The organism is Gryllotalpicola koreensis (assembly GCF_039538185.1).
GTDB classification, from domain to species: domain Bacteria; phylum Actinomycetota; class Actinomycetes; order Actinomycetales; family Microbacteriaceae; genus Gryllotalpicola; species Gryllotalpicola koreensis.
Window position 1 is genome coordinate 160,472 of sequence record NZ_BAABBW010000002.1, and the last position, 24,667, is coordinate 185,138.

At 70.0% G+C, this 24,667-nt stretch carries 21 protein-coding genes and 3 pseudogenes; 16 read left to right on the plus strand and 8 right to left on the minus strand.

Annotated elements, in window-relative coordinates:
• The 4 genes from ABD708_RS05705 to ABD708_RS05720 form a co-directional block, all read right to left on the minus strand.
• Positions 1 to 1,275 (minus strand): sugar ABC transporter permease, encoded by a 1,275-nt coding sequence (locus ABD708_RS05705; protein WP_344752331.1) that lies wholly within the window; start codon positions 1,273 to 1,275, stop codon positions 1 to 3.
• Positions 1,272 to 2,030, minus strand: coding sequence for an ATP-binding cassette domain-containing protein (locus ABD708_RS05710; RefSeq protein WP_344752332.1), 759 nt, complete (start codon positions 2,028 to 2,030; stop codon positions 1,272 to 1,274). Before ABD708_RS05710 ends, ABD708_RS05705 begins: the two co-directional genes overlap by 4 nt.
• Before the next feature lie 84 nt (positions 2,031 to 2,114).
• A complete protein-coding gene (locus tag ABD708_RS05715) occupies positions 2,115 to 3,185 on the minus strand; it encodes a sugar ABC transporter substrate-binding protein (protein ID WP_344752333.1) in 1,071 nt (356 codons plus the stop codon).
• A gap of 126 nt (positions 3,186 to 3,311) precedes the next feature.
• The gene (locus ABD708_RS05720; protein ID WP_344752334.1) at positions 3,312 to 4,436 is read right to left on the minus strand and encodes an aggregation-promoting factor C-terminal-like domain-containing protein; all 1,125 of its coding nucleotides are present in this window, start codon (positions 4,434 to 4,436) and stop codon (positions 3,312 to 3,314) included.
• Between the two features lie 148 nt (positions 4,437 to 4,584).
• Between ABD708_RS05720 and ABD708_RS05725 the strand changes: the two genes are divergently transcribed.
• Complete coding sequence (locus ABD708_RS05725) at positions 4,585 to 5,949, plus strand: MFS transporter (protein ID WP_344753351.1); 1,365 nt, start codon at positions 4,585 to 4,587, stop codon at positions 5,947 to 5,949.
• Here ABD708_RS05725 and ABD708_RS05730 read toward each other — a convergent pair.
• Both ABD708_RS05730 and ABD708_RS05735 read right to left on the minus strand, forming a co-directional pair.
• Positions 5,927 to 6,973 carry an FUSC family protein gene (locus tag ABD708_RS05730; RefSeq protein WP_344752335.1) on the minus strand — a complete coding sequence of 349 codons (1,047 nt, stop codon included), beginning with the start codon at positions 6,971 to 6,973 and terminating at the stop codon, positions 5,927 to 5,929. The two genes, ABD708_RS05725 and ABD708_RS05730, sit on opposite strands and share 23 nt — an antisense overlap.
• Positions 6,974 to 8,044: an App1 family protein phosphatidate phosphatase gene (locus tag ABD708_RS05735; RefSeq protein WP_344752336.1), complete on the minus strand. Its 1,071-nt coding sequence runs from the start codon at positions 8,042 to 8,044 to the stop codon at positions 6,974 to 6,976.
• Between the two features lie 119 nt (positions 8,045 to 8,163).
• Here ABD708_RS05735 and ABD708_RS05740 point away from each other — a divergent pair, with 119 nt between their 5' ends.
• The 11 genes and pseudogenes from ABD708_RS05740 to holA all read left to right on the plus strand — a co-directional run bounded on the left by ABD708_RS05740 (position 8,164) and on the right by holA (position 18,855).
• Entirely contained in the window at positions 8,164 to 8,814 is a 651-nt protein-coding gene (locus tag ABD708_RS05740) for a TetR/AcrR family transcriptional regulator (RefSeq protein ID WP_344752337.1), read from the plus strand.
• Positions 8,815 to 8,888: 74 nt separating this feature from the next.
• A complete protein-coding gene (locus tag ABD708_RS05745) occupies positions 8,889 to 9,632 on the plus strand; it encodes an ABC transporter ATP-binding protein (RefSeq protein WP_344752338.1) in 744 nt (247 codons plus the stop codon).
• Complete coding sequence (locus ABD708_RS05750) at positions 9,629 to 10,339, plus strand: ABC transporter permease (RefSeq protein WP_344752339.1); 711 nt, start codon at positions 9,629 to 9,631, stop codon at positions 10,337 to 10,339. Before ABD708_RS05745 ends, ABD708_RS05750 begins: the two co-directional genes overlap by 4 nt.
• Positions 10,336 to 11,076: an ABC transporter permease gene (locus ABD708_RS05755; protein ID WP_344752340.1), complete on the plus strand. Its 741-nt coding sequence runs from the start codon at positions 10,336 to 10,338 to the stop codon at positions 11,074 to 11,076. The genes ABD708_RS05750 and ABD708_RS05755 overlap by 4 nt, the downstream gene beginning before the upstream one ends.
• Entirely contained in the window at positions 11,052 to 12,002 is a 951-nt protein-coding gene (locus tag ABD708_RS05760; RefSeq protein WP_344752341.1) for an ABC transporter substrate-binding protein, read from the plus strand. Before ABD708_RS05755 ends, ABD708_RS05760 begins: the two co-directional genes overlap by 25 nt.
• A 137-nt stretch (positions 12,003 to 12,139) precedes the next feature.
• Positions 12,140 to 14,698, plus strand: coding sequence for a leucine--tRNA ligase (gene leuS, locus ABD708_RS05765; RefSeq protein WP_344753353.1), 2,559 nt, complete (start codon positions 12,140 to 12,142; stop codon positions 14,696 to 14,698).
• 96 nt (positions 14,699 to 14,794) lie between these two features.
• Positions 14,795 to 15,463, plus strand: coding sequence for a helix-hairpin-helix domain-containing protein (locus ABD708_RS05770; protein ID WP_344752342.1), 669 nt, complete (start codon positions 14,795 to 14,797; stop codon positions 15,461 to 15,463).
• Positions 15,460 to 15,942 (plus strand): annotated as a pseudogene (locus ABD708_RS19430) (DUF4131 domain-containing protein); the annotation flags it as partial. The gene ABD708_RS05770 and the pseudogene ABD708_RS19430, both read left to right, overlap by 4 nt.
• Positions 15,931 to 16,890: pseudogene (locus ABD708_RS19435) on the plus strand (ComEC/Rec2 family competence protein); the annotation flags it as partial. The pseudogenes ABD708_RS19430 and ABD708_RS19435, both read left to right, overlap by 12 nt.
• Positions 16,891 to 17,073: 183 nt before the next feature.
• Positions 17,074 to 17,817, plus strand: a pseudogene (locus ABD708_RS19440) (ComEC/Rec2 family competence protein); the annotation flags it as partial.
• Positions 17,818 to 17,856: 39 nt separating this feature from the next.
• Positions 17,857 to 18,855 (plus strand): DNA polymerase III subunit delta, encoded by a 999-nt coding sequence (holA, locus tag ABD708_RS05780; RefSeq protein WP_344752344.1) that lies wholly within the window; start codon positions 17,857 to 17,859, stop codon positions 18,853 to 18,855.
• 46 nt (positions 18,856 to 18,901) lie between these two features.
• Here holA and rpsT read toward each other — a convergent pair whose 3' ends face one another.
• Positions 18,902 to 19,162, minus strand: coding sequence for a 30S ribosomal protein S20 (gene rpsT, locus ABD708_RS05785; protein ID WP_344752345.1), 261 nt, complete (start codon positions 19,160 to 19,162; stop codon positions 18,902 to 18,904).
• A 139-nt stretch (positions 19,163 to 19,301) separates the two neighbouring features.
• Between rpsT and ABD708_RS05790 the strand changes: the two genes are divergently transcribed.
• From ABD708_RS05790 to hemW, 4 genes are read left to right on the plus strand one after another with little or no spacing between them, the layout of a single operon-like run.
• Positions 19,302 to 20,462, plus strand: a complete 1,161-nt coding sequence (locus tag ABD708_RS05790; protein ID WP_344752346.1) for a pyridoxal phosphate-dependent aminotransferase — start codon at positions 19,302 to 19,304, stop codon at positions 20,460 to 20,462.
• Positions 20,463 to 20,477: 15 nt separating this feature from the next.
• A complete protein-coding gene (gene lepA / locus ABD708_RS05795) occupies positions 20,478 to 22,331 on the plus strand; it encodes a translation elongation factor 4 (protein WP_344752347.1) in 1,854 nt (617 codons plus the stop codon).
• Positions 22,328 to 22,990, plus strand: a complete 663-nt coding sequence (locus tag ABD708_RS05800; RefSeq protein ID WP_344752348.1) for a DUF1990 domain-containing protein — start codon at positions 22,328 to 22,330, stop codon at positions 22,988 to 22,990. The genes lepA and ABD708_RS05800 overlap by 4 nt, the downstream gene beginning before the upstream one ends.
• Positions 22,980 to 24,206, plus strand: a complete 1,227-nt coding sequence (gene hemW / locus ABD708_RS05805; protein ID WP_344752349.1) for a radical SAM family heme chaperone HemW — start codon at positions 22,980 to 22,982, stop codon at positions 24,204 to 24,206. Before ABD708_RS05800 ends, hemW begins: the two co-directional genes overlap by 11 nt.
• Here the strand turns inward: hemW and ABD708_RS05810 are convergent, their stop codons facing one another.
• Positions 24,207 to 24,578 (minus strand): DUF4870 domain-containing protein, encoded by a 372-nt coding sequence (locus ABD708_RS05810; protein ID WP_344752350.1) that lies wholly within the window; start codon positions 24,576 to 24,578, stop codon positions 24,207 to 24,209.
• Positions 24,579 to 24,667: the final 89 nt, after the last annotated feature.

Genomic DNA, 24,667 nt, shown 5'->3' on the forward strand with positions numbered 1-24,667 from the left:
CTATCGCCGGAACAGGCTGCCACCTGAGCGCAGCCGCGACAGTGCGTCGATCGTCGCGGCGAGCACCAGCACGGCGCCCGCGATGACGTTGTTGAGGCCGGAGGGCAGATTGAGCAGTCCGAGGCCGTTCGTGATCACCGTGATCACGAGCGCGCCGACGGCGGCGTGCACGAGCCGGCCGCGGCCCCCGAACAGGCTGACGCCGCCGACCACCGCCGCAGCGACACCCGACAGCACGATGTCCTTGCCGGCGGTGGCATCCACCGATCCCACGCGCCCCGCCGTGAACAGACCGGAGCCCACCGCGAGGAACGAGCAGATCACGAACACGAGGAAGCGGATCAGCACGACGTTCACCCCCGAGCGGCGCGCCGCCTCTGCGTTGCCGCCGACCGCGTAGATGTAGCGGCCGAACTTCGTGCGGTCGAGCACGAAGGTGCCGATCCACAGGACCGCGAGCACGATCGGCACGACGATCGGCACGCCGCGGATCGCGATGATCGACGACGAGCGGTCCTGGCTGAGCAGGAACACGGCGATGCCGCCGAGCACCAGCAGCGCGCCCGACTTGACGAAGACGAGCGAGAGCGGGCCGTTCGGCACCTTCGCCGCGGTACGGCGGCCACGATCCCAGAACGCGGTGGCGAGCGACAGCGCGACGAACACCGCGAGCATGAGCCAGCCGCCCCACACCGGCAGGTTGCTGTTCATCAGCGCGACGATCGCGGGGGTCTGCACCTGGTAGTTGCCGCCCGCGCCGATGATGATCAGCTCGAGCCCCTGGAAGCCGAGGAACAGGCCCAGGGTGACGACGAAGGAAGGGATGCCGACCCGTGCCACGAAGAAGCCGATGAAGGAGCCGATCGCGAGGCCCGCCACGAAGGCGATGAGCAGCGCGAGGAACCAGTTCAGCTTCGTGGCATCCGTCAGCACGATCCAGATGCACATCGTGAGGCCGCCGGTCACGCCGGCGGACAGGTCGATCTCGCCGAGCAGGATGACGAACACGAGCGCCATGCCGAGCATGACGAGTTCGGCCGACTGGGTGAGCAGGTTCGCGAAATTGCGCTCGGTGAGGAAGTACGGGCTCAGGAACGAGAACAGGATGCTGAGCACGATGAAGCCGGCGACGGCGGGCAGCGCCCCCATCTCGCCCTGGCGCACGCGTGAGGCCCAGCCGCGGATCTGGTCGCCGAGGCTGCCCTCCTGGCCGCTGCCGATCAGGTCGCTCGTGGGCTCGGGGAGAAGGGTGGTCGTGTTGGTGTCGTTGCTCATGCGCCGGCTCCGCTCGGGGTGTAGGTCTTGCTGCCGGTGATGTAGCCGACGACGTCGTCGTACGTGGTCTCCGCGGTGCGCACCTCGGCCACCATCGTGCCGAGGTACAGCACGCTGATGTAGTCCGCCACCTTGAAGACGTCGGCGAGGTTGTGGCTGATGATGATGACCGCGACGCCCTGGCTCGCGAGGCGCTGGACGAGGCTCAGCACCTGCTCGGTCTGGGCGACGCCGAGCGCCGCGGTCGGCTCGTCGAGGATCACGACCTTCGCCTTCTTGAGCACCGCGCGCGCGATGGCGACGGTCTGGCGCTGTCCGCCGGAGAGCGAGGCGACCTTCTGCCGCACCGACTTGACGGTGCGGACGTTGAGGGAGCGCAGGACCTCTGAGCTCTGCCGCTCCATCTTGCCCTCGTCGAAGGTGCCGGCGACCAGCTCTTCACGGCCGAGGAACATGTTCTGGACGATGTCGAGGTTGTCGCAGAGCGCGAGGTCCTGGTAGACGACCTCGATGCCGAGGGCGGAGGCGTCGCGCGGGTGGGTGAGCGAGACCGGCTCGCCCTCGAAGCGCACCTCGCCCTCGTCATAGGGCTGCACGCCGGCGAGGCCCTTGATGAGCGTCGACTTGCCGGCGCCGTTGTCGCCGACCAGGGCGGTCACCTTGCCCGGGTAGGCGCGCAGCTCGACGCCGCGCAGCACGTTCACGGGCCCGAAGCTCTTGACGACCCCCGTCAGCTCGATGATGGGAGTTTCCATGTGGGGATTCCTTCCGGACGTCAGGCGGAGGGGCCGGAGGCCGGATTCACCGGCACACCGACCCCTCCGCCCGGGTTGCTCCGACTACTTGACGCCGTAGGTGGTGCAGGCGGCGGCGACGGCTCCGGTGCAGAGATCGGATGCCTTGGCGTCACCGGCCTGGACGACCTTCTCGACATCGGCGGCCTTCACCAGCACGGGCGTGACCGCGATGTACGGCGTGCCGTCGTCGAGCTTCTTGTCGACCTTCGGCTTCTGGCCCTTCAGCAGCTCGATCGCGAGGTCGCTCGCGGCCTTCGCCTCATCGGGCACGTGCTTCCACACGGTGCCCGTCTGCTTGCCCAGGAGGACGTTCTGCAGGCCCTCGGTCGAGGCATCCTGGCCCGAGACCGGAACCTTCAGGTGGTTCTTGTCGAGGATCGAGATGACGCCGGCCGCGTCGGTGTCGTTGGCGACCCACACCGCGTCGACCTTGCCGCCGAGCGAGGTCAGAGCCTGCTCGAAGTTGGTCGCGGACTTGGCGCCGTCCCAGACACCCGGCGGCTCCTTGGCGGGCTTGATGCCCGCATCGCCCATGACCTTGGCTGCGCCGTCATGGAACATCTTGGCGTTGCCGTCGGTCGGGTCGCCGCCCATGTAGACGACGACCGCGGTCGCCGGGTCCTTGTTCTCGGCCTTGAGGCCGTCGACGATCGCCTGGCCCTCGAGCTCTCCGACCTTCTCGTTGTCGAACGACACGTAGTAGTCGGCGCCGGCGATGGGACGGTCGTAGGCGATGACGGGGATGCCTTGGGCCTTCGCCTTCTTCGCCACGGAGACGCCCGCGCCGTTGTAGTCGACGAGCAGCATCACGCCGCAGCCCTGCGAGAGCTCCTGGTCGGCGATGGTGGCGTACTTGCTGGTGTCGCCCTGGGCATTCTGGATGTTGGTCTTGAAGCCGGCGCCCTCGAGCGCCTGCTTCAAGTCGGGGCGGTCCATGTTCTCCCAGCGGGGCGAGGACGCCGCGTCGGGCAAGATGACGCAGGCCGTCTTCGAAGATGCTTTGCCGGCCGAGCCGGACTTGCTGTTGTTGCCGCCGCTGCCAGAGCACCCGGCCAGCACCAGTGCTGCCGCGGATGCCAGAACAGCGAGCGAAACCAATGAGCTGCGCTTCACGTCGCGCTCTCCTTCGATTGCTGTGTGAGCGAGAACTCTCTCGCTGCCACGTCGTCATTGAGCGTGGCATAGGAATCATGCCTGAATCCGGCGACTATTGCACGGAACCGGTTAAGGGTTTTTCTGTCAGTACCAGTTCGGCGTGTGCGACATCTCGAAGGACCACGCGCCGCAGGGGGTTCCATACGAGCTCTTGATGTACGCGAGACCCCAGTTGATCTGGGTCACGTAGCTCGTCATCCAGTCGCTGCCGTATGTTGCCATCTTCTGCCCGGGCCAGGCCTGGGGGATGCCGTAGGCGGCGCTCGACATGTTGTAGGCGTTCACCCGCCAGCCCGATTCGTGCGTCCACAGGTCGTACAGGCAGCCCCATTGATCGCCGCCCCAGCCGTGGGCGCCGAGCTGCGAGCGGGCATACGCCTGAGCGGCCGCGGGGTCGGGCGTGATGCTCCGCGAGACCTGGTACAGGTACGAGCTGTCGCCCTGCGCGGCGCGCTGCGCGGCCAGCGCCGCGAGATACGCCTGGTGCTCCGCGTCCAGCTGCTGCAGGCGCGCGCTCTCGTTCTTGAGCTCGGCCATCTGCGCGAAGGCGGTCTTGCTCTGCGCCTGCGACTTCGCGAGCGCGCTGTCGGCGTTCTTCTGCGCGGCCTGCGCCGACGCGAGCGCGGTCTGGGCGTCGCCGGCCAGCTTCTGCCTCACCTGGCGGGCGGCGGCGGCCTCGGCCGACAGGGACGCGGCGACGTTCGACTGCTGGGTCGCCTGGTCGCGCAGGCCCGCGGCGAGATCGGTGAGGCGGCTCATCGCGCTCAGCTTGTCGAGGAGCTCGGATGCCTTCCCGCGGTCCAGCAGCAGCAGCTGGGTGGTCAGCCCGCTGTTGCCGCCGGCCAGGTACAGCTGGGAGGTGATCGAGCCGAAGCGGCGGTCGGCCGACGTGGCGGCCTGCTTCGCGGCATCCGCCTGCGCCTGCAGCTTGTCCGCCTTGGTGCTGGCGGTCTGGTACGCCTGCTCGGCCTTCGCATAGTCGTTCTGCTTCTCGAGCGCGGTGGCGGCCGCAGCGATCGCGGCGCTCTGGTTCTTGCGCACGAGTCCCTGGATCTTGGCGTACTCGGCCTGCGACGCCGCCGCGTTCTGCTTCGCGGCCTGGATCTCGGCCTGGGTGGGCCACTGCTGGTCGGCCGCCGCGGGAGCGGCCGCGCCGATGCCGCTCACCAGCACGGCGGCGACAGCCGCGGCCAGGGCGCTCAGGGTCACTCTCGTCCTACGCATACGCACGTCACCCTACAAAGCGCGGGGCGGGGCGGGCCGCGCGAACACGCGGTGACCCGAGAAATCCTGTCGACCCCCGCACGGGGGACAGTGCTGGGCGCATGTCGCACGCCGGTGCTTGACTGGGCGAGTGATGCAGCGCACGGTCCTGCTGGTGGCGATCCTCGCCTCGTTCGTGGCCTTCCTCGACGGCAGCATCGTGAACGTGGCACTGCCGGCGATCGAGCGCGAGCTCGGCGGGGGCCTCGCGCTGCAGCAGTGGGTGGTCGACGCGTACCTCGTGACCCTGGGCGCGCTCATCCTCGTGGCGGGCTCGCTGAGCGACCTGTTCAGCCGCACCCGAGTGCTGTTCGCGGGGCTGATCGGCTTCGGTGCGGCATCCGTGCTGTGCGCCGTCGCGCCGACGGCCGGCGTGCTGATCGCCGCGCGGGCGGTGCAGGGCGTGGCCGGCGCGCTGCTCGTGCCGAGCTCGCTCGCCCTGATCATCTCGGCTTTCGAGGGCGAGGACCAATCGAAGGCGATCGGCCGGTGGACGGCATGGACCGGCGTCGCCATGCTCATCGGGCCGTTCCTCGGCGGGGTGTTCGTCGACGCGCTGTCCTGGCGGTGGGTGTTCGCGGTCAACGTGCTGCCCATCGCGGTCACGCTGATGCTGCTCAGCCGGCTGCCCAAGGCGGCGTCGCGCCCGGGCGCCCGCGTCGACGTTCCCGGTGCCGTGCTCGGTGCGCTCGCGCTCGGCGGCATCGTGTTCGCGCTCATCGAGCAGGGCCAGCGCGGCTGGGCCGATGTCGTCGTGCTCGCCTCCGCGGTGATCGGCGTCGCGGCGGCCGTCGCGTTCGTGCTCGTGGAGCGCCGGGCGCGGCAGCCGATGCTGCCGCTGTCGATCTTCCGCGTGCACGACTTCGCCGTCGGGAATGTCGCGACCGCCGCGATCTACGCCGCGTTCTCGCTCGGCCCGCTGATGGTCGGGCTCTACCTGCAGCAGGTCGCGCACCTCGCCGCGTCGCTCGCCGGGCTCGCGCTCGTCCCGTCGACGGTCGTCTCGCTGCTGCTCGCGGGGCGGTTCGGGGCACTGGCGGGCAAGATCGGCGCACGATGGTTCATGGCAGCCGGCCCGACGATCGTCGCGATCGGATTCCTCACGATGCTGCTGATCAGAGACCCGTTCGACTACTGGACCCAGCTGCTGCCCGGCACGGTCATCTTCGGCTTCGGCGTCGCGATGACCGTCGCCCCGCTGACCTCGGCCGTGCTCGGCGCGACACCGCCCGCGCAGGCGGGCATCGCCTCGGCGGTCAACAACGCCGTCGCGCGCGTCGCGGGCCTGGTCGCGATCGCGTGCGCGGGATTCATCGTGGGGGAGCACCTCGACCTCGCCGGACTGCAGCGCACGATCATCGTGCTCGCCGTGCTGCTGGTCGCGGGCGGGGCGGTCTCGGGCGTCGGCATCCGCGACGAGTTCCTGCAGAACCGGGCTACACCAGCTCCTCGCCCGTGATCTCCTCGCGGATGCGGCGCAGGTCCTCGAGCAGTGAGCCGATCAGGATCCAGTGCGTCGGGTCGGGGCGCGCCACCGTGAGCGGGGCGGTGAGCGCGGGCGGCTCGACGACGTGATCGGATGCCTCGGCCGCGGCCTCCGCGGGGGTGAGCCGCAGCAGCCTGAGGTCATGCGCGGCCCGCCGGGTCTCCTCCGCGAGCGCCGCGATGGTCGGCTCATCGAGCAGCTCGTCGGTGTAGCGGTCGTGCAGCGTGCGCGTCATCGCGGTGGTGCGGTTCACGAGGTGCGCGAGACGGTCGCGCAGCGCGAGCGCCTCGGTGAGGCCCGGCTGATGGCGGTTGCGCCTCGGATTGATCGACAGCGACTCGTCGGCGGCCTTCAGCGCGGCATCCGTCTTCTCCACCATCGGGCGCAGCAGCCGCGCGAGCACCAGCAGCTCCTCGAGCCGCGCCGGGCTCTGCGGCGCGGTGAGGGCGCCGGCGATCGCGTCGATACGGTCGGCGATCTCGTCGAGCAGCTCGTCGACGGCGGCCCGCGCGGGCGCGATCGCGATCGGCGGCACGACGAAGATGTTCACGACGAGGCCGATCGCGGCGCCGATCACGGTCTCGACGATGCGGTCGACCGCGTAGCCCGGCGTCGTCGCGCCGAGAGAGAGCACGAGCATCGCGCTGATCGGCACCTGCACCGAGGTCGTCGGGGTGAGCCGGAGCGCCCACGACACGGCGATCGCGGCGACGATCGAGAGCAGCACGACCCAGTAGCCGCCGCCGAACACGATGCCGACGATGTACGCGACGAGAACCCCGGCGATGACGCCGAGACTGCGCTCGACGGCCCGCGACAACGACTGGTTGAGGCTCGGCTGCACCACGAGCAGGGCGGCGATGCCGGCGAACGCGGGGAGCTGCCCCGGGATGATGAGGCCCGCGACGATCCACGCCGCGATGGTCGCGAGCGCCATCTTCGCCGCCTGCAGCAGCGGGATGCGGGCGGAGGCGCGCAGCGTGTCGAGGTAGCGCACCTAGACCCGTCTGCCTTCGTCGTGGTGCCCGCCGACGAACCCCAGGTCGCGCAGCTGGCGGTACAGGCTCATGCCGTCGGGGCCGTAGACCCAGGGCACGCCGCCCGCCTCGCTGTGCCGCTCGGCCTTCGAACGGCCACCGGCGAGCACCGCCTCCGTCGGGTAGAGCTGCCTGATCGCGACCGCGGCGACGGAGTCCGGATGCTGCGCGATGAACTCGCTGTAGATCGCCTCGTCGTGCTGGCCGTCGTCGCCGAAGAGCAGCCATTTCACGTGCGGGAACTCGCTCGCCAGGCGGTGGAGGTTCTCCTCTTTGTGGACGCGGCCGCTGCGGAAGAAGCGGTCATGCGTCGGGCCCCAGTCGGTCAGCAGCAGGGGGCCGGAGGGGAAGAGGTTGCGGGTCAGGAACCGACGCAGCGTCGGCGCGACGTTCCACGGGCCCGTCGAGAGATAGACGAACGGCACACCGCGGTGCTCCGAGCGGATGCGCTCGTAGAGCACCGCCATGCCGGGCGTCGGCACGCGGGCGTGCTCGTTGAGCACGAAGGTGTTCCATCCGGCGAGGAACGGCCGCGGCAGCCAGGTCACCATCACCGTGTCGTCGACGTCGCTCACGACGCCGAACTCGGTCTCCGACCCCACGATCAACAGGGTCGCCGTAGTGGGGGAGTCGATCCCCTGCAGGTGCAGGGTGATCTCGTGCCGCCCCGGCGGCAGTTCGACGGGCACCACCTGGTCGATGACGCCGCCGCGGTCGGGTTGCAGCAGGTACTCGGCGCCCGCGATCTCGGCGACGACGGGCACGTCGTTGATCGGCACGCTCGTGAAGCTCCGCCAGCCGCGCACGCTCTCCTCGCGTCTGCGATACTGCCCGCCGAACCGGGTGCCGGGGCGCGGGTCTTTCGCGAGCACGACACGCCCGAGCACGCGGGCCCAGTGCGGAGTGCCGTAGCCCGCGTACGGGACGACCGTCGGCAGGAATCCCTTGGCCCGCGCGCGCTTCGCGCGATAGCGGTTCACCGCGTCGTCGAACTGCGCCGCGCGGTGCGGGTGGGTGCCTTGCCTGGACATCGGAAAGAGTCTGGCATGCCCACACGACGCGCCGATTCAGGAATCCGCAAGTGAAGCCCCGTCAAGAACTGACGGTCTACACTCAACCGCAAGACCACATCGAAGGGGACTTAACTTCCGTGCCTATCCACGACCTGGCCAAGGACCCTGAGCGCTCACTGGCCGCGCTCGTTCGCACAGAGCCGATTCAGGAGCGCAGCGCAGCGCGAGTCGACGCCTTGCTGGACGCCGCGGCCGCTGTCGTCGACGAGATCGGCTTCGACCGCCTGACGACGGCGATGGTCGCGGAGCGGGCGGATGCCTCGATCGGCACGGTCTACCGCTATTTCCCCGACCGCATCGCCCTGCTGCAGGGGCTGCGCGAGCGCGCCATAGGGCGCTTCCGCGTCGCCGTGGTGCAGCGCATCGAAGAGGTCCGCCCGGGCACCTGGCTCGAGGCGGTCGAGTGCTCGATCGACGCATCGGCCGCGATGTACCGCACCGAGCCCGGCTTCCGCATCATCCGCTTCGCCGACGACGAGCGCGGCAACGAGGGGACCGGCGAGTTCTCGGGCGAGACGGCAGCGTTCTCGCGCGGCCTCGCCGAGGTCCTCTCTGCCGAGTTCGGCCTCCCCGCCGGCGAGGACCTCGAGTTCCGCCTCGGCATCGCGGTCGAGATCGGCGACGCTCTCGTCGGGCGCGCATTCGCGTCGTCGGCCGAGGGCGACGAGCGCTACATCGACGAGGCGCGCGCCGTGATCGGCGCCTATCTGGGCCGCTTCTACAGCTGAGTCGCCGCCGTGCACCGTGTACGCGTATTGCGGACATCGTTGCCAGTGTCAGTGGTCCGTGGTCGGATTGACCCGTGATCGAATTCCGCGCCGTCACGAAGCGCTTCCCTGACGGCACGCTGGCCGTCTCAGAGCTCGACCTGGTGATCCCACCGCGTCAGGTGACCGTCTTCGTCGGCTCCTCCGGCAGCGGCAAGACGACGATCCTGCGCATGATCAACCGCATGGTCGACCCGTCGAGCGGCTCGATTCTGATCGACGGCGTCGACATCGCCACCCGCGAGCCCGTCGCCCTGCGCCGATCCATCGGCTACGTCATGCAGAACTCGGGCCTGCTGCCGCATCGCACGGTCGTCGACAACATCGCGACGGTGCCGCTGCTGCGGGGTGAGAAGAGGGCGGATGCCCGGGCGAAGGCGCGCGAGCTGATGACCGTCGTCGGCCTCGATGCCACGCTCGCCGACCGCTACCCCGCCCAGCTCTCCGGCGGCCAGCAGCAGCGGGTCGGCGTCGCCCGCGGGCTTGCGGTCGACCCCAACATCCTGCTGATGGACGAGCCGTTCGGCGCCGTCGACCCGCTCGTGCGCGTCGAGCTGCAGACCGAGCTGAAGCGGCTGCAGCACGAGCTCGACAAGACCGTGGTCTTCGTCACCCACGACATCGACGAGGCGTTCCTGCTCGGCGACCAGGTGGTGCTCTTCAAGCCGGGCGGCATCATCGCGCAGGCCGGCGCGCCCGCCGAGCTGCTCGAGAAGCCGGCCGACGACTTCGTCTCGCAGTTCATCGAGGCCGGCCGGCCGAGGAGCATCCTCCGGTGAACTGGGTCGTCACCAACTGGAGCCAGGTGTCGGAGTACGGCCTGGCGCACATCTGGCTGTCGATCCCGCCGATCGTCCTGGGCTTCGTGATCTCGATCCCGATCGGGTGGATCGCGAACAGATTCGCCTTCTCGCGAGGTGCGATCCGCGTCGTGTCGCCGGTGCTGCTCGCGATCGCCGGCATCCTGTATGCGGTCCCCTCGCTCCCGCTGTTCACGCTGCTTCCTTCTCTGATCGGAACCAAAATCCTCGACCCGATCAACGTCGAGATCGCCTTGACGCTGTACGCGCTCGCGCTGATGGTCCGCACGACGGCCGACGGTCTCGCATCCGTCTCGGGCGACGTCAAGCTCTCCGCGTCGGCGATCGGCTACAGCACCTGGCGGCGGTTCTTCGGGGTCGAGCTGCCGCTCGCCGGGCCGGTCCTGCTCGCCGGCATCCGGGTCGTCTCGGTGAGCACCGTGTCGCTCGTGACCGTCGGCTCGGTCATCGGGGTGAACAGCCTGGGCTTCTTCTTCATCGAGGGCTACCAGCGGGCGTTCTTCACCGAGGTGTGGGTCGGCATCATCGGCACCGTGCTGATCGCCCTCGTCTTCGACACGCTGCTCGTCCTGCTGGGCCGCTGGCTCATGCCGTGGACGAGGCGGCAACGGGTCGTCGCCCGGGCCACCGCCACGGCCCAGAGTCGATGGGCGGTGCTGCGATGAACTCGTATTCGCAGGCGTTCGCCTGGCTGGCCGAGGCGGCGCATTGGTCGGGGCCTGCCGGCATCCCGCAACGGGTTCTCGAGCACCTCGGCTACACGGGGCTCACCCTCGTGATCGCCATCGCTGTCGCGCTGCCCGTCGGTCTGTTCATCGGGCACACCGGCCGCGGGCGCGAGATCATCGTGCCGTTCACCGGCGCGCTGCGCGCGCTGCCCACCCTCGGGCTGCTGATCGTGCTCGCGCTGGCGGTCGGCAGCGGCATCCTCGCGCCCCTGATCGCCCTCGTCATCCTCGCGCTGCCGCCGATCATCGCCGGGGCGTACTCCGGCCTCGAGTCGGTCAGCCGCGAGGTGGTCGACGCCGCCCGGTCAGTGGGCTTCACGGGTTCCGGCGTACTTTGGAAGGTGGAAGTCCCGCTGGCGCTGCCGCTCATCGTGGGCGGCATCCGATCCGCCGCCCTGCAGGTGATCGCCACCTGGACGGTCGCCGCGTACCTTCCGTTAGGAGGCCTCGGCCGCTTTCTTTACGATGCGTTACCCAATCAGGATTACGCGCAGCTTCTGGCTGGTTCGATTCTTGTGATCGTGCTTGCGCTGCTGGTCGACGGGCTGTTCGCCCTGATCCAGCGGCTGGTCACTCCCCGGGGAGTGAGCGCAGGGCGCACCGCCGACATCCGCACCAAGACGCAATCACCCACCCGAAAGGACCCGTCATGGCTCGCACCAGAAAAGGCTTGATCGCCGCAGCAGGCGCTCTCAGCCTCGCAGCCCTCGTACTCACGGGCTGCTCCGGCAACAACGGCAACCCGCTTTCGAACGACTCCGGGTCGAAGGGGTCGTCCGACACGATCACCATCGGCTCGGCCGCGTTCCCCGAGTCCGCGATCCTCGCCTACATCTACGCCGACGCGCTCGAGGACGCCGGCGTCAAGACCACGGTCAAGGCGAACATCGGCCAGCGCGACCGCTACATCGCCGCGCTCAAGGACAACGAGATCCAGCTGGTTCCGGAGTACACCGGCAACCTGCTGCAGTTCCTCGACCCGAAGGCCACCGCCAGCTCGAGCGACGACGTCTACAGCGCGCTGCAGTCCGCCCTGAAGACGGGCGGCGACAAGCTCGACGCGGGCAAGGCCGAGGTGCTCGACCAGTCGCCCGGGCAGGACGCCGACTCGTACACCGTCACGAAGAAGTTCAGCGAGCAGTACGGCGTGACGAGCCTCGCCGACCTCAGCAAGGTCAAGGTGCCGCTCTCGGTCGGCGCGAACCCCGAGTTCGCGACGCGCCCCTACGGCATCCCCGGCCTCAAGTCGGCCTACGGCGTGACGGCGACGCTCAAGCCGTTCAGCGACAGCGGCGGCCCGAACACGCTGAAGGCGCTGCTCGACAACACCGTGCAGCTCGCGGACATCTACACGAGCGACCCGTCGATCAAGGCGAACGACCTCGTCACCCTGAAGGATCCGAAGAACCTCATCGCCGCGCAGAACATCGTGCCGCTCATCGCGAGCGACAAAGCCTCGGCCAAGGTGAAGGACACGCTCAACAAGGTCTCCGCGAAGATCACGACCGCCGAGCTGAGCGACATGCTCACGAAGAGCTACACCGACAAGCAGTCGTCGGACGCGATCGCGAAGGCCTGGGTCAAGGCGAACGGCTTCTGATCCGGCATCCGTGAGTCCCGAACGCCCCCTGCCGCTCGCAGGGGGCGTTCGTCATGCTCCGGTAACCTTGAGAGTCGGCGCCCGGCGCCGGAACACGCAGCACGGAAGACAGGAAACACGTGGCAGACGAGCAGACGGTGACGCGGGAGAGCGACGAGGAGCGCGAGGCGCGCTACGACTTCGCCGCCATCCAGGACAAGTGGGCTCCCGTGTGGGAGGCGCTCAAGCCTTTCGCGACCGACGACCCGGCCGACAAGCGGCCGCGCAAGTACGTGCTCGACATGTTCCCGTACCCCTCAGGCGACCTGCACATGGGCCACGCCGAGGCGTTCGGCTTCGGCGACATCGTCGCCCGCTACTGGCGCCAGCAGGGCTTCAACGTGCTGCACCCGATCGGCTGGGACAGCTTCGGGCTGCCCGCCGAGAACGCCGCCATCAAGCGCGGCTTCGACCCCCGGGGCTGGACCTACGACAACATCGCCCAGCAGAAGGCGTCCTTCAAGATCTACGCGCCCAGCTTCGACTGGTCGCGCGAGCTGCACACGAGCGATCCCGAGTACTACAAGTGGAACCAGTGGCTGTTCCTCAAGCTGTACGAGAAGGGCCTCGCCTACCGCAAGGACGGCAGCGTCAACTGGTGCCCCAACGACCAGACCGTGCTCGCCAACGAGCAGGTCATCGACGGGCACTGCGAGCGCTGCGGCTTCCTCGTCACGAAGAAGAAGCTGACGCAGTGGTACTTCCGCGTCACGGATTACGCCGACCGCCTGCTCGATGACCTGAACCAGCTCGAGGGCACCTGGCCGACGCGCGTGCTGACCATGCAGCGCAACTGGATCGGCCGCTCGGTCGGCGCCGATGTGCGCTTCACGATCGAGGGGCGTGACGAGCCGGTGCCTGTCTACACGACGCGGCCCGACACGCTCTACGGCGTGACGTTCATGGTGGTCGCGCCCGACTCCGACCTCGCTCAGGAGCTGGCGGCCGGGGCATCCCCCGAGGTCAAGGCCGAGTTCGACGCCTACCTCGAGAAGGTGCGAGGCACGACCGAGATCGAGCGCCTCTCGACCGAGCGCGAGAAGACCGGGGTGTTCCTCGGCCGCTATGCGAAGAACCCGCTCACGGGTGAGCGCCTGCCGATCTGGGCGGCCGACTACGTGCTCGCCGAGTACGGCCACGGCGCGATCATGGCCGTGCCCGCGCACGACCAGCGCGACCTCGACTTCGCCCGCGCCTTCGACCTGCCGGTGCGCGTCGTCGTCGACACGAACGCGCCCGTCACCGGCGCGATCCCCGTGATCACCGGCGACGAGCTGCCCGACGAGCCCGAGCCCGTGCTGCCCGACCCCGCCGTGACCGGCGAGGCGCTCACCGGTGTCGGCCGCCTGATCAACTCGGGCCCGTTCAACGGGCTGAGCAAGAACACGGCCATCACGAAGGTCACGGAGGCGCTGCAGGCCTCCGGAATCGGGGGAGCCGCGCGCAACTACCGCCTGCGCGACTGGCTGATCTCGCGGCAGCGCTACTGGGGCACGCCCATCCCGATCATCCACTGCCCGGTGGACGGCGAGGTGCCGGTGCCTGAGGACCAGCTGCCGGTCGTGCTGCCGGATGCCGCGGGCCTCGACCTGCGCCCGAAGGGCTCGAGCCCGCTGGGGGCGGCGGAGGACTGGGTGAATGTCACCTGCCCGACGTGCGGCGGCCCCGCCAAGCGGGACAGCGACACGATGGACACCTTCGTCGACTCGTCCTGGTATTTCCTCCGCTTCCTGTCGGCGAACGACGACACGCGCGCCTTCGACCCGGCCGAAGCCCTGAAGTGGGCGCCGGTCGACCAGTACGTCGGCGGCGTCGAGCACGCGATCCTGCACCTGCTGTACGCGCGTTTCATCACGAAGGTGCTGTTCGACCAGGGCCTGATCGACTTCACCGAGCCGTTCATGTCGCTGCTGAACCAGGGCCAGGTACTCATGGACGGCTCGGCGATGAGCAAGAGCAAGGGCAATCTCGTCGAGTTCGCCTCGCAGCTGCGCGAGTACGGCGCCGACGCCCTGCGCGTCACGATGGCCTTCGCCGGCCCGCCGGAGGACGACATCGACTGGGCCGACGTCTCGGCGACCGGCTCGTCGAAGTTCCTGGCCCGCGCGTGGCGCATCGCGCGCGACGTGACCTCGTCGCCCGACGTGATCTGGAAGGACGGCGACCTTGCGCTGCGCAAGCAGACCCACCGTTTCCTCGCCGATGCACCGGGTCTCGTCGAGTCGTTCAAGTTCAACGTCGTCGTCGCGCGCCTCATCGAGCTCGTGAACGCGACCCGCAAGGCGATCGACTCCGGCCCGGGCGCAGCCGACCCGGCCGTCCGCGAGGCGGCCGAGGTCGTCGCGATGTCGCTGAACCTGTTCGCGCCGTACACCGCAGAGGACATGTGGCAGCTGCTCGGCTACGAGCCGACGGTCGCCAATGTGCAATGGCGCAAGCCCGAGCGCACCCTGCTCGTGGAGGAGACCGTGACCGCGATCGTGCAGGTCAACGGCAAGGTGCGCGACCGGCTCGAGGTGCCGGCCAAGATCGGCGCCGATGAGCTCGAGCAGCTCGCGCGCTCGTCCGCGGCGGTGGCGCGCGCCGTCGGCGATCAGCAGGTCGTCAACGTGATCGTGCGGGCGCCCAGGCTCGTCAACATCGCGACCAAGCCTTAGGGCACTTCCCCAGCACAGCGCGCGGCAGCGCACGGGCATCCACAAAACGGATGCCCGGCACGTCGCCGTCCCGGAGCCGGCTTCTAACCTCACCGGGTGAGCGATTCCGAACCGGACCCGGGCGAGGTGCTGGCCGACTCCGCGCGGGTCGGCTCGCGCTGGCGCGTCGGGCTCGGCGCGGCCGTCGTGCTGCTCGTGCTCGGCGTCGCTGTCGCGGTGATCGCGGGACTCGTCTCCGGCGGCGGGGGAGCCCAGCCGATCGCCGAGCTCACCCCGTCTCCGGGCGTCGGGGTCACCCCCGCGTCGCCGGTGCCGACGGCGATGGCATCCGTCGTCGTCCATGTGCTGGGGCAGGTGAAGCGGCCTGGAGTGTACGAGCTTCCCGACGGCGCGCGCGTGATCGACGCGATCGGCGCCGCGGGCGGGTTCGCCGCGGGCGCCGATCAGGGCGGGCTGAATCTCGCCCAGGTGCTCACCGACGGTGAGCAGGTGGCGGTGCCGAAGCCGGGTCAGATGCCAGTGGCATCTGACCCCGCCGGCTCGGCCGGCGGCACCACTCCGGCTCCTGGGGCGAAGGTCGACCTGAACTCGGCGACGCCCGAGCAGCTCGAGACACTGCCGCGGGTGGGTCCCGCGATGGCGCAGCGCATCATCGACTGGCGCACCCAGAACGGGCGCTTCGCGTCCGTCGACGACCTGAAGAACGTCTCGGGCATCGGCGACAAGACCTTCGAGCAGCTCAAAGATCTCGTGGTGGTGCGATGAGGGTGCGCGGCGTCGACCTGCGGCTGGCTGGTCCGGCCGCCGCCGCATGGCTCGCGGCCGGCGTGCTGCTCGCCCGGCCGGGTGCGGCCTGGTGGTGCGCGGCGGCCTGCCTCGTGCTCGCGGTCTGCGGGGCCGTGATCGGATTCCTGCGCCGCAGCCGCCTCGCCGGGCTGGTCGTGCTCGTCCTGGCGGCGATCGGCCTCGCTGCCGCTGCGACCGCCATCGCCGCCCCCGTGCGTCACCCGCCGGCGCTCGACGCGGCGGCCGACGGGCACACGGTCGCCCTTGTCGCGACGGTGGACTCCGGCGCCCGTGCCGCCGCGGGCAGTCCCTTCGGCGGCGGCGACCGGGTGAGCTTCCGGGTCACCGCGACCGAGCTTACGGTCGGGCGCGAGCGCATCACCGGCCGCATCCCCGCACTTGCCTACGCGAGCCGCAGCGGTCGTGCGCTGCAGATCGGCGAGCGGGTGCGCATCAGCGGCACCGCGAAGAGCGGGCCGCCCGCCGACGACGTCGCCCTGATCGTCTACGCCGACGCCGTTCACGAGACCGCGCCGCCGCCCGCATGGCTCGCCTGGTCGGACGGACTGCGCGCCCGCTTCGACGCCGCGACCGCCCGCCTGCCCGGCGACGGCGGCGAACTGCTTCCCGGCCTCGTGATCGGCGATGAGACCCGGGTCGGCGCCGACTTGGACTCCGCGATGAAGGCGGCGTCACTCAGCCATCTGACCGCCGTCTCCGGATCGAACTGCGCCGTGATCATCGCGGGGCTGCTCGCACTCGGTGCCGCCGTCGGCCTGCCACGCGGCTGGCGCGCCGCGCTGGCCCTCGCGGGCCTCTCCGGCTTCGTCGTGCTCGTCACCCCGGGCGCGAGCGTGCTGCGCGCCGCCGTCATGGCGGCGATCGTCGTGCTCGGCACCGCGCTGGGGCGGCCAGGCCGCGCCGTTCCCGCTCTCGCGCTCGCGGTGCTGGTGCTGCTCGTGCAGAATCCCTGGCTGGCCCGCGACTACGGCTTCGCGCTCTCGGTCGTCGCGACGGCAGCGCTGCTCGTGCTCGCCCCGCCACTCGCCCGCAGACTCGAGCGCTGGCTGCCCCGCTGGCTGGCACTCGGCCTGTCCGTGCCGCTGGCTGCGCAGCTCGCCTGCCAGCCCGTGCTCGTGCTGCTGAATCCGACGGTGCCGCTGTACGGCGTCGTCGCGAACGTGCTCGCCGAGCCGGCCGCGCCGCTCGCCACCGTGATCGGACTGATCGGATGCCTGCTCGTGCCCCTCTCCACCCAGCTGGCGGCGCCGCTGCTGTGGGCGGCGTGGGGTCCCGCCTCGTGGATCGCGGGCATCGCGCGCACCTCGACGGGGCTGCCCGCGAGCGCCCTGCCCTGGCCGGGCGGTGTCGCCGGCTTCGGCCTCGCGACGGTGCTCATCGTCGCCCTCGTCGCGGTCGTGGCGCGACCGCGCACGGTGCGGGGCCGACGGGTGCGAGGCGCGACGGCCGGGGCATCCGCCCTGCTGCTCGTCGCCGCGCTCGGCCTGCAGGCCGGTCCGGCCATCGCCGCCAAGGCGGCGATGCCACGCGACTGGGTCGTCGGCCTGTGCGACATCGGGCAGGGCGACGCGATCGTCGTGCGCGACGGGGCGAGCTACGCACTCATCGACACCGGGCCCGACCCGAAGGCGCTCACGGCCTGCCTGCACCAGCTCGGCATCCGCCGCCTCGCCCTGCTCGTGCTGACGCACTACGACGCCGATCACGTCGGGGGCCTCGACGCGGTCGCGGGCATCACGAACACCGCGGTGATCGGCACACCGCCGCCTGGTGACGCGGCCGCCGCGCGGCGCGTGGAAGAGCTGCGCGAGCACGGGGTGCGGACCCGCTTCGGGCTGCGCGGCGATCAGGGCTCGCTCGGCGGACTGCGCTGGCAGGTGCTCTGGCCCGACGGCGTCCACCCCGACATGTCGACGAGCAACGAGGGCGGCGTCACGCTCGAGGTCGAGGGGCACGGCATCCGGATGCTGTTCCTCGCCGACCTCGACGAGAAAGCCCAGGACGCCGTGCTCGCCGACGGCGCGCTGCCGCGCGTCGACGTCGTGAAGGTCGCCCATCACGGCTCAGCGGATCAGAGCGCGAGGCTGTACGGCCTCATCCATGCGCGCCTCGGCCTGATCTCGTCAGGCCTCGGCAACAGCTACGGTCACCCGACGGCGAAAGCGCTCGCCCTGCTGCGCGCGGCGGGAACGCAGCTCGCCCGCACCGACCTCGAGGGCACCGTGCTCGTGACCGCCCGCGACGGGGCGCTCGCCCTGTGGACACAGAAGAAGGCGACGGATGCCGCCCTGTGGACTCCCGCCCGGCGATGACGGCGCGCGCGGCTAGGCTGGGAGAGGCAAGGAGGACGAGTGGCCGCGAAGACCGCCATCCCGCAGGTGAGTTGGGCGCAGGTGAAGCCCGCTCCCGTCGTGCTGGTCTCCGGGACGGAGACCGTGCTCGCCGACCGTGCGATCCGCCTGCTGCGCGATCAGCTGAAGGACGCCGACCCGAGCCTCGAGGTCAGTGACCTCGACGCGGCGGACTACGCGCCGGGCGAGCTCGTGACCCTCGCGAGCCCGTCGCTGTTCGGCGAGCCGCGGCTGATCAGGGCGAGCGGAGTCGAGAAGGCATCCGACGCGTTCATCCTCGAGACGCTGGACTACCTGGCCGCGCCCGATGACGGCGCGGTGCTCGTGCTGCGCCACGGCGGGGGAGTGCGTGGGAAGAAGCTGCTCGATGAGATCCGCGCCGGGCGCGGCGGCGGCATCGAGGTGGTCTGCGCCGAGCTCAAGCGCGATTCAGACAAGTTCGACTTCGCCCGCGACGAGTTCCGCCGTGCGGGCAAGAAGATCACGGCTCCGGCGCTGCGCGCCGTCGTCTCGGCGTTCGCCGACGACCTCGCCGAGCTCGCGTCCGCGTGTCAGCAGCTGATCAGCGACAGCGCGGCCGAGATCGATGAGAAGGTCGTGGACAGCTACTACGGCGGCCGCGTCGAGGTGAACTCCTTCGCGGTGGCCGACGCCGCGATCGCGGGCCGCTACGGCGAGGCCCTCGTGACGCTGCGGCACGCGCTCGCGAGCGGAGCCGACCCGGTGCCGATGGTCGCCGCGTTCGCGAGCAAGGTGCGCACCATGGCGAAGCTGAAGGGCTCCCGCGGTGCCGACGGTCAGCTCGCGAGCCAGTTCGGCCTCTCACCGTGGCAGGTCAAGCGCGCCCGCGAAGAGCTGCAGGGGTGGGATGAGCGCGGCCTCGCCGTCGCGATCCAGGCGCTGGCCGCGGCCGACGCCGAGGTGAAGGGCGCGGGGCGCGACCCCGTGTTCGCGCTCGAGCGGCTGGTGCGCATCGTGAGCGCGAAAGGGCGCGCCTAGGCAAAGAAAAAGGCCCCGCCGAGGCGGGGCCTTGATCGTGGGCTGCTTACAGGCTGTTCACCAGCTTGGCCAGGCCCGACTTGCGGTTCGCGGCCTGGTTCTTGTGGATGACGCCCTTGCTGACGGCCTTGTCGAGCTTCTTCGACGCGGTCTTGAGCGCGGCGGCGGCCTTCTCGGCGTCACCGGCGGCGACGGCGGTGCGGGTCGCGCGGACGAGCGTCTTGAGCTCGCTCTTGACGGCCTTGTTGCGCTCCTCGGCCTTGCGGTTGGTCTTGATGCGCTTGAGCTGCGACTTGATGTTTGCCACTGAGATGTTCTTTCGGTTGAACGGACTGATGAAGGCCACCAGGTGGTAGAGGGGCACCGGCGGCGATTCGCACGCGTGTGGGACACGTGCGGAAGTCGACCACTCATGCTATCAGAGCGTCCCCGATAGCCTCGAGAGCATGCCAGAGCTCGCGCGCCACATCGCCTCCGTCCCGGCATCCGGGATCCGCCGCGTCTTCGACGTCGCGCATCACCTGCCTGACGTGATCATGCTGGCGATCGGCGAGCCCGATGCCGAGCCGGCTCCGCACATCGCGGCCGCTGCCGCGCGCGCGTGGGCCGACGGCTTCACCGACTACACGCCGAACGGCGGCATCCTCGAGTTCCGCGAGGCGGTCGTGAACAAGCTCAAGGCAGTGAACGGCATCGATGTCGGGCTCGACCAGGTCTGGAGCACCATCGGCGCGACGCAGGCGCTCTACCAGGCGCAGGGGCTCGTGCTCGATCCGGGCGACGAGATCCTCGTGCCCGACCCCGGCTACACGACGTTCCCGATGGCGGCGCGCATGCACAGCGCGGTTCCCGTGCGCTACGCGCTCAGGCCGGAGAACGGATTCCTGCCGCAGACCGCCGACCTCGAGGCCCTCGTCACTCCGCGCACGCGGGTGCTTCTCATCAACTCGCCCTCGAACCCGCTCGGCGCGGTCTTCCCCGAGGAGACCCTGCGGGAGCTGCTCGATTTCGCCCGCCGCCACGACCTCTGGGTGATCAGCGACGAGGTGTACGAGTACTTCGCCCACGGCCGGAAGCACGTCAGCATCGCGAGCCTCGCGGAGCCGGGCGACGACCGCGTGCTGTCGGTGTTCTCGCTCTCGAAGACGTACGCGATGACGGGCATCCGTGCGGGCTATCTCGTCACCCCGCCGGGGTTCGGCGACGAGCTGCGCCGCGTGCAGGAGGGCTCGATCAGCTGCATCAACGCGCCGGCGCAGTACGCCGCCATCGCCGCGCTCACCGGCCCGCAGGACGCCGTGGCCGAGGCCGCCGCCCACTACCGCGACAACGTCGCGCAGGCGACGGCGCTGCTCACCGAGCGCGGCATCCGCCACTACGAGCCGCAGGGCGCCTTCTACCTCTGGGTCGACGTGTCGCACGCCATCTCGTACGACACCGGCGGCGACGTGCTGGCCTGGGCCGAGCGCTTCGTCACCGAGAAGCGGGTCGCCGTCGCGCCCGGCAGCGCCTTCGGGCCGTCGGGCGAGGGCTGGATCCGGGTGTGCGCGGCGAGCCCCACCGACGCCCTGCTCGAAGGGCTGAGTCGGCTTCCACCTGTCGTCTGAGAGAATCGTCGGGACATGTCACCACGAGCCCAGACGGCCCTCGAGCCCGCAGCGACCGACCCGGCGCGCATCCGCAATTTCTGCATCATCGCGCACATCGACCACGGCAAGTCCACGCTGGCCGATCGGATGCTGCAGTTGACCGGCATCGTGCAGGAGCGAGACATGCGCGCGCAGTACCTCGACCGCATGGACATCGAGCGCGAGCGCGGCATCACGATCAAGAGCCAGGCGGTGCGGATGCCGTGGCAGCGCGGCTCCGACACCTACGCCCTCAACATGATCGACACCCCCGGCCACGTCGACTTCACCTACGAGGTCTCGCGCTCGCTCGCCGCGTGCGAAGGCGCGATCCTGCTCGTCGACGCGGCGCAGGGCATCGAGGCGCAGACGCTCGCGAACCTGTACCTGGCGCTCGAGAACGACCTCGAGATCATCCCGGTGCTCAACAAGATCGACCTGCCCGCGGCCGACCCCGACAAGTACGCCGCCGAACTCGCGAACCTGATCGGGGGCAGCCCCGACGACGTGCTGCGCGTCTCGGGCAAGACGGGCCAGGGCGTCGACGTGCTGCTCGACCGCGTCGTCGAGCGCATCCCAGCCCCGAAGGGCGACGCCGACGGGCCCGCGCGGGCCATGATCTTCGACTCGGTCTACGACGCGTACCGCGGCGTCGTCACCTATGTGCGCATGGTCGACGGCACGCTCACGCCGCGCCAGCGCATCCAGATGATGTCGACGCGCGCGACGCACGAGCTGCTCGAGATCGGCGTGAGCTCGCCCGAGCCGACGCCCACCAAGGGACTCGGCGTCGGCGAGGTCGGCTACCTCATCACGGGTGTGAAGGATGTGCGCCAATCGAAGGTCGGCGACACCGTGACCGACGCGGTGAAGCCCGCCAAAGAGGCGCTCGCGGGCTACACCGACCCGAAGCCGATGGTGTTCTCGGGCCTGTACCCGATCGACGCGAGCGACTACCCCGAGCTGCGCGAGGCCCTCGACAAGCTGAAGCTGTCGGATGCCGCGCTGAACTACGAGCCCGAGACCTCGGTGGCTCTCGGCTTCGGCTTCCGCTGCGGCTTCCTCGGCCTGCTGCACCTCGAGATCGTGACGGAGCGGCTCGAGCGCGAGTTCGGCCTCGACATCATCACGACCGCGCCGAGCGTGGTCTACGAGGTGACGACGGAGGACAAGAAGACCGTCACCGTCACGAACCCGTCCGAGTTCCCGACGGGCAAGATCGACTCCGTGCGCGAGCCGATGGTGCGCGCCGCGATCCTCGCGCCGAAGGACTACGTCGGCACGATCATGGAGCTCTGCCAGTCGCGCCGAGGCACGCTCATCGGCATGGACTACCTCAGCGAGGACCGGGTCGAGATCAAGTACACGATCCCGCTGGGCGAGATCGTCTTCGACTTCTTCGACCAGCTGAAGAGCCGCACACAGGGCTACGCGAGCCTCGACTACGAGCCCGCCGGCGAGCAGGAGGCCGACCTCGTCAAGGTCGACATCCTGCTGCAGGGCGAGCAGGTCGACGCGTTCAGCGCGATCGTGCACCGCGACAAGGCCTACGCCTACGGCGTGCTGATGACCGGCCGCCTCAAGGAGCTCATTCCCCGCCAACAGTTCGAAGTGCCTGTGCAGGCGGCCATCGGGGCCCGTATCATCGCCCGCGAGTCGATTCGCGCGATGCGCAAGGACGTGCTCGCCAAGTGCTACGGCGGCGACATCACCCGCAAGCGCAAGCTGCTCGAGAAGCAGAAGGAGGGCAAGAAGCGCATGAAGATGGTCGGTCGGGTGGAAGTCCCGCAGGAGGCGTTCATCGCCGCGCTCTCCGGCGACACGGAGCGGAAGGACAAGGACAAGTGAACGCCGTCCGCCGCGGTCGCGACGGGGCATCCGAATCTCCCGTCACCTACGGCGCGATCGGCGGCACTCAGGCGGCCGACCTGCTGCAGTACCCTCCGCACGGCTACAAGCCGATGGAGCGCAGCGTGCGCCTCGGCAGCGGGGAGGAGCGCTGGGAGACGTCCAAGGCGGCGCTCATGTCGTGGGGCGTGCAGCGCGGCGCCGGCCTCAAGGTGACCAACGTCGACCTCGGCACGGGGGAGCAGTACGCGGGCATCCGCTACAACGAGGACGGCACGCCCGCCGGCATGCGCGAGACCGGGGGCGGCGAGTCGGTGTTCAACGACGAGGGCGAGCCGCTGATCTCCAACGGCATGTCCGCCGTGCTGCGCACGAAGGTCGGCCCGATCATGGTCGACGCGCCCGTGCGCATCGTCTATGTGATCGACGACCCGAAGCGCGTCGGCTTCGCCTACGGCACCCTGCACGGGCACCCCGAGAGCGGCGAGGAGTCTTTCGTGCTCGAGCACCGCGACGACGACTCGGTGTGGCTCACCGTGCGCAGCTTCTCGCGCCCCGCCTCGTTCGGCTGGCGGCTGCTCGCGCCGGTCGCGAGCACGGTGCGCAAGGGCATCACCGCGAAGTACCTGCGCGCGCTGCATCCGATCAATGCCGCCTAGCGCCCTTCCCCTCGGCGACCCGGCGCCCACTGACGGGCGGCTGCCCGCACAGGCCGCCGTCGGTGCCGACGGCCGTGACTTCGGCGTGTACCTGCACGTGCCCTTCTGCCGGGTGCGCTGCGGCTACTGCGACTTCAACACCTACACGGCGAACGAGCTGCGCGGCGTGAGGCAGACCGATTACGCCGACCAGGCGGTGGAGGAGATCGGATTCGCCGCCCGAGCGCTGCAGGAGTCGGGGGTGCCCTCCCGCCCGGTCTCGACGGTGTTCTTCGGCGGCGGCACGCCCACCCTGCTGCCGGCGGGCGACCTCGGCCGCATGCTCGCGGCGGTGCGCGACACCTGGGGCCTCGCCGAGGGTGCTGAGGTGACCACCGAGGCGAACCCCGACTCGGTCGACGCCGCCGCGTTGCGCGCGCTCGCCGACGCCGGCTTCACGCGGGTCAGCTTCGGCATGCAGTCGGCCGTGCCGAGCGTGCTCGCGACCCTCGAGCGCACGCACGACCCCGAGCGCGTCCCGCTCGTCGTCGCGTGGGCGCGCGACGCGGGACTCGACGTCAGCCTCGACCTGATCTACGGCACCCCCCGGGAGAGCCTCGACGACTGGCGCCGTTCGCTCGACGCGGCACTCGCGATGGCGCCCGATCATCTGAGCGCCTATGCGCTCATCGTCGAGGAAGGCACTAAGCTCGCCCGGCAGATCCGCCGCGGCGAGGTCGCCCAGCCCGACGACGACCTCACGGCGGACATGTACGAACTGGCGGATGCCGCGCTCGGCGCCGCCGGCTACCACTGGTACGAGGTGTCGAACTGGGCGAAGGCGCCTGAGCATCGCTCGCGGCACAACCTCGGCTACTGGCGCGGCGCGGACTGGTGGGGCGTGGGCCCCGGCGCGCACAGTCACGTCGGGGGCGTGCGCTGGTGGAACGTCAAGCACCCCGCCGCCTACGCGGCGCGTGTGCTGCAGGGCGAGTCGCCCGCCGCAGGCCGCGAGACGCTCGATGACGAGACGCGGCGCATCGAGGACGTGCTGCTCAAGGTGCGCATCGTCGAGGGGCTGCCGACCGCCGAGCTCGACGACGAGGCGCGCGGCGAGGTGGCCGGGCTGATCGCCGAGGGGCTGATCGACGGCGCGGCGGCGATCAGCGGAAGCATCCGTCTCACCCTGCGCGGGCGCCTGCTGGCCGACGCCGTCGTGCGTCGACTCGTGCCCTGACTACTTGAAGAACTTGATGGCGAGCGGGTAGGTGTACGGCTCGCCGCGGTTCGCCGCAAGCGCGCCGAGGATGCTGAAGATGATGTTCAGCACCCACGCCGCGGCGAGGATGACGAAGCCGACGATGATGATGGACAGGATCCAGCCGATGATCTCGACGATGATCAGTGTGATCTGGAAGTTCAGCGTCGTGGTCGCGTGCTGCCGGATGAACGGCCCCCGGTCCTTGTAGACCACGTAGATGACGATCGCGCCGATGAGCCCGGCGAACAGGCCGCCGGTGATGAGGTTGAGGCCGCCCGCGATGACGTGCGTGAGGACGGACCAGGTGCGCTCCTCATCGGGGCGCAGGGGCGGCGGTGTGTACGACAAGGTGTGCGACCTCCCGGCACATAGGTTAGGTGTCAGCGTAGCCGCGATAGTATTGGCACTCATAGGTCCTGAGTGCTAGTCGTGTGAGG

Coding starts and splice junctions, on each gene's coding strand:
- ABD708_RS05705 (WP_344752331.1), bottom strand. CDS start 1,275: ATGAGCAACGACACCAACACGACCACCCTTCTCCCCGAGCCCACGAGC.
- ABD708_RS05710 (WP_344752332.1), bottom strand. CDS start 2,030: ATGGAAACTCCCATCATCGAGCTGACGGGGGTCGTCAAGAGCTTCGGG.
- ABD708_RS05725 (WP_344753351.1), top strand. CDS start 4,585: ATGCAGCGCACGGTCCTGCTGGTGGCGATCCTCGCCTCGTTCGTGGCC.
- ABD708_RS05735 (WP_344752336.1), bottom strand. CDS start 8,044: ATGTCCAGGCAAGGCACCCACCCGCACCGCGCGGCGCAGTTCGACGAC.
- ABD708_RS05755 (WP_344752340.1), top strand. CDS start 10,336: ATGAACTCGTATTCGCAGGCGTTCGCCTGGCTGGCCGAGGCGGCGCAT.
- ABD708_RS05760 (WP_344752341.1), top strand. CDS start 11,052: ATGGCTCGCACCAGAAAAGGCTTGATCGCCGCAGCAGGCGCTCTCAGC.
- ABD708_RS05790 (WP_344752346.1), top strand. CDS start 19,302: ATGCCAGAGCTCGCGCGCCACATCGCCTCCGTCCCGGCATCCGGGATC.
- lepA (WP_344752347.1), top strand. CDS start 20,478: ATGTCACCACGAGCCCAGACGGCCCTCGAGCCCGCAGCGACCGACCCG.
- hemW (WP_344752349.1), top strand. CDS start 22,980: ATGCCGCCTAGCGCCCTTCCCCTCGGCGACCCGGCGCCCACTGACGGG.